The organism is Thiohalorhabdus sp., assembly GCF_036628635.1.
GTDB lineage: Bacteria > Pseudomonadota > Gammaproteobacteria > Thiohalorhabdales > Thiohalorhabdaceae > Thiohalorhabdus.
In genome coordinates, this window is the sequence record NZ_JAZKRM010000062.1 from 1 (window position 1) to 10,372 (window position 10,372).

Here is a 10,372-nt window from a genome sequence, read left to right on the forward strand (position 1 = left end):
TCGGGGTTGGCCTCCAGGAGGCGCAGGAGGTGGTAGTGGGTGTCTTCAGTGGCCAAGGGTTGTTCACTTGTTGAACGAAGCAGTTTCAGTTAAGCACACCAGCCATCGCCTTACAACCACGCGGGAGAGGGTTCGATCCGGCCCGATGCGGCAAGCTAGCACTGGCCGGCCTAGGGCCGGGCTCCCAAAGGGCCCTGAGCAGAAGGTAATGGGTTTTCAATCGAAATCTGACGGATGAAGTCTCGGAGCCGTCAGTTGTCTCGCTGCAATGGCAAAACGCGTAACCGGGTCCGCTGCGGTTCGATCGTGACCAACGCTCCCGATTCCAGCTCATCGGCCATTTGTTTTAGCCCGCTAATCACGGAATTGCCGATTGTGTCTGGACTGATGTCGTCGCTGCGGATCTGCACGACGCTCGGTTTATCGCCCTAAGTGGCAGCGAGAATGGCGCTGAAATCCAAGTCATGCGTAACCACCACATGGCCGTTGGCTTGGGCGAAGGCCATGATCTGTGTATCCGGCGCGTCATTGGGACCAATCGTCGACCAATGCACTGTTTCGAAACCTGCATCGGAAAGTACGGCAGTCCAGCGCGGCGACAGGTTCATGTCGAGCAGGAGCTTCATGCGCCACTCAGCTCAACCTCGCGCTCCTCGGCGCGCCACGCGGCGTAACGCAGCGCTTGCTCGATATCCTCGCGGGTCAGGTAGGGATAATCACCAAGAAGGTCGTCTATGGAACGGCCTGCCCCAACCTGGCCAACGATCATTCCCACCGTTACACGCGTTCCCCGGATGCAGGCCTTGCCCCCCATCACTGTTGGATCCTGAGTTAGGCGATCGAACGGTTTCATGGCTATCTCCGTAGTCCTTACGGCATGGATCCCCGTTACGCTCAAGCGATGACCAGTCGCTCCCTCTCAGAGTAGCACTCCCGGGAATTGACCGTGGCGCGCAGCTAACGCTCGGCGACCTGCACCCGGTCGCTATGCCAAGCAAGGCGACGGTTAAAGGTGCCATTGTGGGAAATCTACCATGCCCCTTGACTCTCGGCAGGAAGGCCATGGTTTCCAGCCCTCACGATGCCCTTGCCATTGCGAGAGTCCGGAAGGGCCAGCGGCAATCTGCCTCAGCGGGGCCCCTGTAACAGATACTGCCTATCCGCCTCATTCAGGGACGGTGCTTGTGGGAGGGGCTATCAGCCCCGACCCCCCGGATCGGGGCCCGCCCTGTCGCGGCCAGTGGCCGCTCCCACAGGAGTCGACCCTCGGATTCGGGATACTTCCTGACCGAATCGGATAGCCTTTTCAATGTCCTACCGGGAGAATCCGTGCTTTTCCAGCAATGGGATAACGGCTTTCCCGGAAAGGGGCTTAAGCTTCCCCAACCGCTACCCCAACGCTCGTAACGAAAACGTCCTCGTGAAAACGGGCATCGACCTCCTCCGGAGAGGCCGTTTCAAAGAAAAGCTCCAGAGCTTCCTGCAGGTTAGCCTTGGCCTCTTCAATGCTGTCGCCTTGGCTAGTCACATCCACTTCCGGGCAGAAGGCGAGATAAAGCTCGTCTTCCTTTTCAATTACGGCCGTCAGGTTCTTGAACATGGGCCTCACTCTCATGCTGCCAAGCTTCTTGAATCCACTTTTGCAGCTTACACCGAAAATGGCCCACCGAGGGTAAAGCGCCGGAAATCCCCAGGACCTTACAGCTACTCCCCCATTCCCGAAGCGCCTTCCTCTCCCAGCTCCGCCTCCAGGACCTCGATCTCGGCCTGGATGCGCTCGTACTCAGCCCGGCGCCGGGCGAGATAGCGGCGGGTAATGCGCACCTTCTCGGTTACGCCGATGGGCGTGAGCTGGTAGAGGTAGCCGCGCTTGTTGTCGGAGCGGCGGAAGTTGCGGGCCTTGACCAACCCTTTGTCCAGCAGCCCGCGCAGGAGGTAGTTCAGCTTGCCCAGGGAAACCCCCATGGCCTCGGCCAGCTCGCGCTGGGAGGCTTCGGGGTTGGCTTCCAACAGGCGCAGGAGGTGGTAGTGGGTGTCTTCAGTGGCCAATTCATGTTCACTGGTTGAATACGCTGGCCAATTAGATCATAGGGGTTGGGGGCCTACAAGCGACGGGGTAGAAATCAACCCACCCTCAGATCCGAAACCCAAGCCGGGTTGTGGCCCGATACCCAGGGGACGCCAGGCCTCGAATGCTGGGCCTGACATCTAAACGGCCAGGAATGCGGGGGCGGGAACCCAGGCGGGAAATGCCGCCGGCCCGAGGACTTATCCCCCAACACTTCCTTTGGGTGCCCAAGAACCGGGAGCCGGGGCACTAGGAAGCGTGGTCAATAACTGGGATTTCGGTAACGTTGCCGAAGTCCCGGTCATGGGTGATGAGCGCGGAAGAGTTACTGTATATGGCAGTAGCCACCTGGATGGCATCCGGCAGTTTAAGGTCGTAGCGGCTACGGATACGGGCTGCCGTGAAGGACAAATCGGCGTCAAGCGCTTGAATGTGCCAATTATTATTGGCTAGCAGGCTTTGGTAGTACCGATCCGCTAGGATTTCGTCGCTGTTGCGTAGGGGACCGGTCAAAAATTCGGCCAGGGTGACGGTTGAGACGACCCCATGGAGAATCCCGGCTTCGATTTTCTCGAAAACCGGAAGGTAGGCCTCCAAAAGCGTGGGGTGGTCCTCCATCAGGTAAATAAGTGGCGCAGTGTCAACGGTTACCCATGCGCCCTCGGCAAGCGCCCCGGTGCCCATCAGTCCCACTCTCCCCGCAGGGAGCCCACCGTTTCGGCGGGCGCCTGCCCCCAAAGGCCCGAGCCGGAGCCCCGCAACGCGAGCAGTCCGGCCTTTGGCGACGCGAGCTGACACTGGTCAAGGGAAACGAGGGCGGCGTAGGGCTTTCCCCGTTTCATGATGATCGCGGGCTCACCGCTATGGGCTCGGTCGAGCAATTCCGGCAATTGGCGCCGAGCGGCTTCAGAACCTATCTTCTGCATTTTGGCCTCCATGAACTGTACGTACTGTACAGGCATTAACGAGGCCTCACAAGCGGTGGCCACCGAGCAGCTCGGGGATATGGGCGGGGCGCAAATGGGTGCCCTTCCGGCAAGTGTCGCAGCGGACGTGCTATGGCGGATATAGCCTTGTGCTATCATGTGTGGGCACATCGGGCCGGGAGGAACGTTGATGGCCATTGAAACATTTACGGTTCGCGATCTTCGGGAACGAACCGGTGAGCTAACGCAAGATGCCGAAGCCGGCCAGCTCGCGCTTGTGACGAAGCGCGGTCGCCCCCTGTTCGTGGCTGTGCCGTTCACGGAGGAGCTGCTCAGGGAGGGGGTCGGGTTTTCCTTGGCCGTGGATCTCTACCGGAGCGGCATGGTAACCGCAGCGCGTGGAGCGCTCCTTGCGGGGATGGACTTGGCGGCGTGTCTTGAAGAGTTGAGCGCACTGGAGGTTCCGGTCGCGGATTATCCCGCCGAGGAGGTGGCGGACGAGCTTGCGGGCTTTGAATGAGCCGAGCGGTCATTGCCGATGCCGGCCCTTTGATCGCGTTGGCAAAGCTTGAGCACCTGGACTTGCCCACCGCTTTGTTCACCGAGGTTCTGGTTCCCACGGCGGTGGCTGAGGAGGGCACAAGGCCCGTCGAACGGGCGGATGCGCGGGCAATCGGGGAGATTTTGGACCACGACAGCTCGTAGCGCCAAGTCGCTTTGGAAGGGTCCCGAAGGCTGAGTGCCATGGGCCGGTTGCTCGATGCCGGCGAGGCACAGGCCTTGGTGCTGGCGCTGAACAGTCGCTTGCCGGTGCTGCTGGACGAGCGTCGGGGGCGGCTTGAGGCCAGACGGGTTGGTGTTGAGGTTATCGGAACCGGGGCCGTGCTCGTAGCGGCCAAACACAAAGGCTTGGTTAGCGAGGTGGGGCCTTTGTTGGATTCGCTAACTCACAACGGATACCGCTTATCCGAACGGTTGCGGCAAGCGCTCCTGGAAAAGAGCGGCGAACGAAATTGACTTCCTCCCCCCATGCCTCCCCCGCCCCCTCCCCCCCTCAGCGTTCGTCATGGGGAGCGCCTTCGCTTAATCCGGCCGGGTGGCTTCCAGAATCGGCTTGGAGGGGTTGAAACGTAACGTAGACCAACCGCCTTAACGAAATACCTCCTCCACGGTTTCCGCCGTAAGGATCCGCTCCGACCAGTTAAGCAGGGTCTCGGTCCCCGCCCCTTCGATTCGCTCCCGGTGCGCCGCCTCAATCTCTGGACCGAACTTGGCCTTGACCAGGCGTAGGAGGGCGGCGGCCTTTCCTTCCCGTCGGCCTTCCTGCCGGCCCTCCTGCCTCCCTCGCTCAAGCCATTCATCGGCTACCGTCATGTCCAGCTCCTCCGCTCGGTTCTTCAAGCGCCTCCCTACGGCCGGCCACCGGCATTCGTTCCAGCGGGGGAAATGGGGTGTCAGGTCTCGATAGCTTCCGTACCGGCCGCTTGAATAGTTCCGGTCGCCTTTTGGCCTTGGCCTTGAGGAAGTCCACCGGGGCCTGGCCATCGTGGGTCTTGCCAACAAGATGGCTCGGATTGCGTGGGCGGTCCTCGTTTATGAGCAGCCCTATCGGCCTCAGGCTGCGGCGGCCTGAACCGGAACGCCGGTAGATAGCTTATAGATACAACCGAAAACGGAATCCCCCCGAGTCAGGGCGAACGCCCGAAAGATGGCGGAAACCGTAACCCGCCCGGTGAAAAACCTGGTTAAGACGTTAGGTGGCCCACACCGCCCCATTAATAAGGATCACCGGGCGCGCTTTTCATCGAGGTTCGGAGGTCAATGCCGCCATCAAGAAGCCGCATACATTGGCGCAACCGACTCCCCATCCAAGCGGCGTTTGCAACCGACGGGCGGACCATACATCGTCTGGGGGGGGCGCGGCGGGATGAGCCGGTGCTCGACGGCGTGCGCGGCGCAGACCTGATCCACCGGGTGCTTGCCCGTGGGCTGGTTCAGACGGTCCGTGAAGGCGCCGTCGTTATCGGTGAGCAGATGGGTCACGCGGAAGGGCGCCGCCTCCAGCGGATTGGCGATGAAGGCCCGGGCGGAGCCCTTGCGCCGATCGGCCCGGATCTCGAAATACACCCAGCGGCTGGCCCGGTCGATGGCGACATACCGATAGCGGCGCTGGGTCTCCTCGGGCAGCTGGGGGAGGTACTTGATGGCCGCGTGGACGAAGCCGACCTCGTAGTCCTTGAACGTCTTGCGGTTCGGTCGGGGCTCCTCGCCCAACTGCTCGGCCTTCAGCGCCTGGAGATTGGAGACGCCGTTGCGCTTCAGGCAGCGCTCCAGGGCTGAGGGGGACAGATCCGGTTTGAGGAACTCCCGGCCCAGGCGCAGCAGGTCGTCCAGGGGCAGCCACAGCAGGCGGCGCAGCTCCACCAGCACCGTTTCGGTGGCCGGGTCCAGGGTGGTCTGGAGCCGCTCGGGGACGTGGGAGCCGTCGGTGGTGGCGCCCTTCTTGCGCCACCGTCGAACGGTGTCCCGGGTGACCCCGAGCTCCTTGGCCAGAGCCCGCTCGCCCTTGGAGGACTCCTGGATGTATTCCCGGATGCGCGGGGTCGTTGTGGCGTTACCGTGGAGGGGGAGCTTCACCCTTCGACCTCCTCAAGCAGGGCTTCAATCAGCAGTCGGCCCTCAAGATACGCCAGGCTCCGGGGCGGTACGCAATCATCCGGGGCCTTACATCTAGTTGATATGCCTCAGTCGCTGCGCGGTGTGCGCCTTGCAGACGGCCCTTCTCTCGACGTTTTTCAACGCCTACCTAATGCCCCGATTTTCCCTCCACCGCAACGCCACCTCCGATTCGGCGGGCTGAACCCCTTACCTGCTGACCCTTCAAAGCGACTTCCTAGAAGTTCTGGCAACCGTGGTTGTTGCGCCCTTGGTTCTCGAGAGCGCTTCGGCAAGCGGGCGGAGAGCCTCAATCCCGCCTTTCAGGTCGAGCAAAAAGCAGTTGTGCTCTCCGTAGCCGAATTAGCCGGTATCTCCCCCGGGCGCATCTGGGTGAACGGGTCCCATCCCTAGCAGCGGATAGGGAGACCATCCTCGCCGCCGGTGACCTGCTATTCGCCGCGATCCGAAGGCGCCGGTACCCGATTCCCCTGCCTACCCCGCTTGTTACCTTCCTTCCATGACCAGCCACACCCTGGATCTTTTCGAGGAAGCCCCCACCAGCCGGGATCCGGACGCAAGCCGGGAGTGGCCGCCGGCCGAGCGCTGCGTGCCTTCCCTGCTGGTTCCAGTCCCGGAACAGGTCAACCCCAGGGTTTTGGCGAACGCCAATCCAGCACCAAAGAAGCCAAGTCAGGCAGGCCAATGGGTTATCCCCACCGGATGAGGGTCGCTATCCCTAGCTTCCACGCTACGGCGTCCAAGTGCCCAGCAGGGCAAATGGGCTCTAGCCGAAGCCCCACGTATAGCGGGGAGACCCAGGCTAAATCGGGACCTTCCCCTTTCCTGGACCGGGGGGGTTGTAGGAGCCCGGCTTCGCCGGGCGAGATGGTGCTGGATCGAGGCTCCCGAACCGACGCCTCGCCCAATGAATTGGGCTCCTACACACGTCGTGGGGCCGTTTTTCCAAGGTCGCCCCTGGTGCCAAGCCGTTGGAACAAAATGGCTCTGAAGCGCGTGGCGGTTTTCCGCAGATGCAACCCAGGTTAGGATTCCACTGCGGCATACCCCCGGTCTGCAGGCCCATGCCAGGAGCGATGCGATGGCCTCCCTTGAGCAGGCAATCAGCCGGAGGCTGATCCAGGAAACCCCCAACGCGCTGGTGGTGATCGACACCGATCAGCGCATTTGCTACGCCAACCCCCCCGCCGAGCGCATCTTCGGCTACGCGCAGGGCGAGCTCCTGGACCAGCCGCTGGACCTGCTCCTTCCACCCGAGTCTCGGAAGGCCCACCGCGAGCATATCCAACGGTTCCTGGCCAGCGAGGACCGCACCCGGTCCATGGGCGAGCGCGGTGAGATCCGGGGACTGCACGCCGACGGCACCCCCTTCCCCGCCGAGGCCACCATCACCCGCCTGGAATGGGAGGGCAGTACCTATCTGGTAGCCCTGCTCAACGACCGCAGCTCCGCCAGAGAGCTCGAGGCCGAACGGCAGCGGCTGGCGGAGATCCTCGAGTCTACTCCGGACTTGGTTGGCATCGCCGACCCCGAAGGCAACGTCGTCTACCGCAACAAAAGCGCCCGGGATCTGCTCGCAAGCCCGCTTTCGGAGCGCGACCCCCGCCCCCATGTCCAGGCTGCTCACCCGAAAGAGGACGGCCAACGGGTCCTTAATGAAGCCTTCCCGGAAGCCCGCGAAACCGGGTTCTGGGAAGGGGAGAACACCTTTTTGAATGGGGACGGCAACCACGTGCCCGTCTCCCAGATCATCCGGGCCCACTACGACGGCAACGGCGAGGTGGCCTACTTTTCCACCATCGCCCGCGACCTGCGCCCCTATCGCGAGGCCGAGCACCGGCTCCACATCCTCTTTGCCGCCCTGGACCAGGCCGCCGATATGGTCTGGATCACCGACAACCAGGGGGTGGTGGAGTACGTCAATCCGGCCTTCGAGGCGGTGACCGGCTTTGCCGCCGAGGCGGCAAAGGGCCACAAGGTGGGGGCACTGATGAAATCGGACCACCACGATCAGGATTTCTACGCCCGCATGTGGGGCCAGCTCCTGCAAGGCCAGCCTTACCGGGACGTGTTCACCAACCGCACCCGGGACGGCCAGGAGGTCCACATCGACGAGACCATCAGCCCCGTGCGCGATTCAGATGGGAAGGTCACCCATTTCATCGCCACCGGCCGGGACATCAGCGAGCGCCTCGTCCTGGAGGATCGCCTGCGGCAGCTGGCCTACTACGATCCCCTTACCGGGCTCCCCAACCGCACCCACTTCGAGGAGCAGCTGGCCCATAGCCTCTCCAGGGCCGAGCGAAGCGGGCATTCCCTGGCCCTGCTCATGCTGGATCTGGACCGCTTCAAGGACCTCAATGACAGCCTGGGCCATCCCACCGGCGATGAGCTGCTGGTCCAGGTGGGCCACCGGCTCAGGGAAGCGGTGCGCTCTTCGGACCTGGTGGCCCGGCTCGGCGGCGACGAGTTCGTGATCCTTCTCGACCCGGTGGCGGGCGAGGAAGGTGTCATCCGCGTGGCCGAAACCCTGCTCCAGGCCCTGGAGCCCCGCTTCGACATCCAGGGCACGGCCTTCCATACCCATATCAGCATCGGCATAAGCCTTTTTCCCGCCGATGCCGAGGATACGTCGACCCTGCTGCAGCAGGCAGACACCGCCCTGTTCGAGGCCAAAGGGGCCGGCGGCCACAGCTACCGCTTTTTCTCCCCCAGGCACACCCAGGCCGCTACCGACCGTTTCCAGGTGGAGCACGGTCTGCATCAAGCCCTTGCGGAGGAGGCCTGCGAGCCCTTCTTCCAGCCCCTCGTCCGCCTACCCACCGGCGCGATCATCGGCGTCGAGGCTCTGGTTCGCTGCCGCTTCCCGGATAGCGGCGAGTGGATCCCGCCAGGCCGTTTCATCAGCGTGGCGGAGCGCACCGGCCTGATCCATCAGCTTGGCGCCGGGGTGCTCAAGCAGGCTTGCCAGGCCTTCCGCGACTGGTGGGCCAAGGGCTACTCGCTGGAGCGGCTGGCGGTGAACCTTTCTCCGATACAGCTGACCCGCAGGGGCTTTAGCACCCAAGTCGCGGCCATCCTGGAGGAAACCGGGGTCGCGCCCGGCTGGCTGGAGCTGGAGATTACCGAGGAAGCCGTCCTCTGGGATGAGGAGATAGCGCTGGAGGAGCTCGAAGCCCTGGCCGAGCTGGGCGTGGTCATCGCCCTCGACGACTTCGGCAAGGGCTACTCATCACCGGCCAACCTTCAGCAGCTGCCGGTTTCCCGGATGAAGATCGACCGCGCTTTCATCCAGGGGGTGGACCACGATCCCGGCAACCGGACCATTCTCCGGGGGCTGCTGGGCTTCGCCGAGGGCTTCCGCTGCCGGATCACCGCCGAGGGCATCGAGCGCCCGGAAGAGGCGGCCTATCTGCGCGGTCTGGGCATTCAGGAGGGCCAGGGCTTCCTCTACGCCCACCCCCTGCGCGCGCACGAGCTCGAACGGACCTTCCTGGCCGGCGACTGAGGGGCGGGTGCACCCCTGGCCGGCAGATTGCTTCGCTGCGCTCGCAATGACAGCGGGTGGGCTCGGCAGGGGCCCGCGGCGAGTCGCCGGCCCGGGGCCCCGCCTTGCCGTCATCGCGAGGCCCGACAGGGCCGTGGCGATCTGCCGGAGCGAGCCCTGAACCGCCCCCATTGAGCGCTTGCTCTGGTAGGCTCGGTGCCGGAATCCCACCAGCTCAAAGCGATCATGGTCCGGACCCTCATTCCAGACCCCCTGCCCCACCGCAGCGGCCGGCGCCTCCTGCCGGTTCTGGCCGCCTTCGTCTGGGCGGTGGCGCTGCACGTGGCGGTGGCTGCCGGGCTGGCCGGTTATTCCGGCGCCACCCGGCAAGCCGAGCCCCCGCCCCGCGGGTTCGAGATGGTGGAGGTGCCGGGGAAGGCCGTCGCCGAGGAGACCGCCGAGGCCGGCAAAAGCGGGGATAGCCCCCGGCAAGGCGGCGGGTCCCCGCCCCCCGCCGAGGACCCCCCCGACGAACGCTCCCCCGAGCCGACACCTGAGGCCTCCGACCAGCCCCCAGGGCCAACCGCACCGGAAAGGCCTCCCGAGCCCGAGGTCATCGGCAACGGCGGGCCCATCAAGAAGCGCCTCGCCGAGGCGGATCGGGAGCCCGTCCCCGATTCCCGAAGCCAGGAGCCCCGGCAGCCCAGCGAGCCGCCGGGCGAGGAAAGCGGGCCGGAGGCGGCCGCCAGCGAGCAGGCCAGCCCAGAGGATCCGCCCCGGCCCGCCGCGGCCGAGCCCGAGGCCGAGGACGCCGCCGAGGACGCCGGCGATGGAAGCGATTACCGGCCGCCAGGGGTGCCCGCCGGCTATCGCGACAACCCCGCCCCGGCCTACCCCAGCCGGGCCCGTCGGCGCCACCTGGAGGGCCAGGTTATCCTGAAAGTCGCGGTGGATCCCGGCGGCCGGCCCACGGAGGTGACGATTGCCGAAAGCTCCGGCCACGCCGTCCTCGACCGGGCCGCCCGGGAGACGGTGACCGACTGGACCTTCCGCCCGGCGAAGGAGGACGGTCATCCCGTTGCCGGCACGGTGAAGGTGCCGATCCGGTTCCGGTTGTCGCAGCGGTGACGCGTCGTCCAAGGGTCATGGGTTGGGCGGAGATCGGACTAACCCCAGGCGGGAGCCCCTCTCTTCGGAATTGCGAGGCCGGAGGTC

12 protein-coding genes and 1 pseudogene are annotated in these 10,372 nt (G+C 64.4%); 5 read left to right on the forward strand and 8 right to left on the reverse strand.

The genetic code is table 11. The annotated features are described in order from the left end of the window. Window positions 1-251: 251 nt before the first annotated feature. From V5A19_RS14410 to V5A19_RS14415, 6 genes and pseudogenes are all read right to left on the reverse strand, one after another. A pseudogene (locus V5A19_RS14410) lies at window positions 252-626 on the reverse strand (DUF5615 family PIN-like protein). Continuing rightward, window positions 623-853 carry a DUF433 domain-containing protein gene (locus V5A19_RS12765; protein ID WP_332319526.1) on the reverse strand — a complete coding sequence of 77 codons (231 nt, stop codon included), beginning with the start codon at window positions 851-853 and terminating at the stop codon, window positions 623-625. The pseudogene V5A19_RS14410 and the gene V5A19_RS12765 overlap by 4 nt, the downstream one beginning before the upstream one ends. A gap of 519 nt (window positions 854-1,372) precedes the next feature. Beyond that, window positions 1,373-1,600 carry a type II toxin-antitoxin system HicB family antitoxin gene (locus tag V5A19_RS12770; protein WP_332319527.1) on the reverse strand — a complete coding sequence of 76 codons (228 nt, stop codon included), beginning with the start codon at window positions 1,598-1,600 and terminating at the stop codon, window positions 1,373-1,375. A gap of 104 nt (window positions 1,601-1,704) precedes the next feature. Beyond that, on the reverse strand, window positions 1,705-2,049 hold the full coding sequence (locus tag V5A19_RS12775) for a MarR family EPS-associated transcriptional regulator (RefSeq protein WP_332319528.1): 345 nt from the start codon (window positions 2,047-2,049) through the stop codon (window positions 1,705-1,707). 268 nt (window positions 2,050-2,317) lie between these two features. Further along, a complete protein-coding gene (locus V5A19_RS12780) occupies window positions 2,318-2,752 on the reverse strand; it encodes a type II toxin-antitoxin system VapC family toxin (RefSeq protein ID WP_332319529.1) in 435 nt (144 codons plus the stop codon). Further along, a complete protein-coding gene (locus tag V5A19_RS14415; protein ID WP_443081502.1) occupies window positions 2,752-3,192 on the reverse strand; it encodes a type II toxin-antitoxin system Phd/YefM family antitoxin in 441 nt (146 codons plus the stop codon). The genes V5A19_RS12780 and V5A19_RS14415 overlap by 1 nt, the downstream gene beginning before the upstream one ends. On the opposite strand from V5A19_RS14415, the gene V5A19_RS12785 reads away from it, so the two are divergent. The 3 genes from V5A19_RS12785 to V5A19_RS12795 are packed head-to-tail and all read left to right on the forward strand — an operon-like array spanning window position 3,185 to window position 4,011. Beyond that, window positions 3,185-3,514: a type II toxin-antitoxin system prevent-host-death family antitoxin gene (locus tag V5A19_RS12785; RefSeq protein ID WP_332319530.1), complete on the forward strand. Its 330-nt coding sequence runs from the start codon at window positions 3,185-3,187 to the stop codon at window positions 3,512-3,514. The genes V5A19_RS14415 and V5A19_RS12785 overlap by 8 nt on opposite strands. Further along, on the forward strand, window positions 3,511-3,699 hold the full coding sequence (locus V5A19_RS12790; protein WP_332327880.1) for a hypothetical protein: 189 nt from the start codon (window positions 3,511-3,513) through the stop codon (window positions 3,697-3,699). The genes V5A19_RS12785 and V5A19_RS12790 overlap by 4 nt, the downstream gene beginning before the upstream one ends. 39 nt (window positions 3,700-3,738) lie before the next feature. Next, window positions 3,739-4,011 carry a DUF3368 domain-containing protein gene (locus tag V5A19_RS12795; protein WP_332327881.1) on the forward strand — a complete coding sequence of 91 codons (273 nt, stop codon included), beginning with the start codon at window positions 3,739-3,741 and terminating at the stop codon, window positions 4,009-4,011. A gap of 132 nt (window positions 4,012-4,143) precedes the next feature. Here the strand turns inward: V5A19_RS12795 and V5A19_RS12800 are convergent, their stop codons facing one another. Both V5A19_RS12800 and V5A19_RS12805 read right to left on the reverse strand, forming a co-directional pair. Further along, window positions 4,144-4,368: a hypothetical protein gene (locus V5A19_RS12800; RefSeq protein WP_332327882.1), complete on the reverse strand. Its 225-nt coding sequence runs from the start codon at window positions 4,366-4,368 to the stop codon at window positions 4,144-4,146. A 456-nt stretch (window positions 4,369-4,824) separates the two neighbouring features. After that, window positions 4,825-5,631: an IS481 family transposase gene (locus V5A19_RS12805; protein ID WP_332327883.1), complete on the reverse strand. Its 807-nt coding sequence runs from the start codon at window positions 5,629-5,631 to the stop codon at window positions 4,825-4,827. A 1,120-nt stretch (window positions 5,632-6,751) separates the two neighbouring features. Between V5A19_RS12805 and V5A19_RS12810 the strand changes: the two genes are divergently transcribed. Both V5A19_RS12810 and V5A19_RS12815 read left to right on the forward strand, forming a co-directional pair. Further along, a complete protein-coding gene (locus V5A19_RS12810) occupies window positions 6,752-9,178 on the forward strand; it encodes a sensor domain-containing protein (RefSeq protein WP_332327884.1) in 2,427 nt (808 codons plus the stop codon). A gap of 195 nt (window positions 9,179-9,373) precedes the next feature. Further along, complete coding sequence (locus tag V5A19_RS12815) at window positions 9,374-10,285, forward strand: energy transducer TonB (protein ID WP_332327885.1); 912 nt, start codon at window positions 9,374-9,376, stop codon at window positions 10,283-10,285. Window positions 10,286-10,372: the final 87 nt, after the last annotated feature.

Coding starts and splice junctions, on each gene's coding strand:
- V5A19_RS12810 (WP_332327884.1), top strand. CDS start 6,752: ATGGCCTCCCTTGAGCAGGCAATCAGCCGGAGGCTGATCCAGGAAACC.
- V5A19_RS12770 (WP_332319527.1), bottom strand. CDS start 1,600: ATGTTCAAGAACCTGACGGCCGTAATTGAAAAGGAAGACGAGCTTTAT.
- V5A19_RS14415 (WP_443081502.1), bottom strand. CDS start 3,192: ATGGCCATCAACGTTCCTCCCGGCCCGATGTGCCCACACATGATAGCA.
- V5A19_RS12765 (WP_332319526.1), bottom strand. CDS start 853: ATGAAACCGTTCGATCGCCTAACTCAGGATCCAACAGTGATGGGGGGC.
- V5A19_RS12785 (WP_332319530.1), top strand. CDS start 3,185: ATGGCCATTGAAACATTTACGGTTCGCGATCTTCGGGAACGAACCGGT.
- V5A19_RS12790 (WP_332327880.1), top strand. CDS start 3,511: ATGAGCCGAGCGGTCATTGCCGATGCCGGCCCTTTGATCGCGTTGGCA.
- V5A19_RS12795 (WP_332327881.1), top strand. CDS start 3,739: ATGGGCCGGTTGCTCGATGCCGGCGAGGCACAGGCCTTGGTGCTGGCG.
- V5A19_RS12780 (WP_332319529.1), bottom strand. CDS start 2,752: ATGGGCACCGGGGCGCTTGCCGAGGGCGCATGGGTAACCGTTGACACT.
- V5A19_RS12800 (WP_332327882.1), bottom strand. CDS start 4,368: ATGACGGTAGCCGATGAATGGCTTGAGCGAGGGAGGCAGGAGGGCCGG.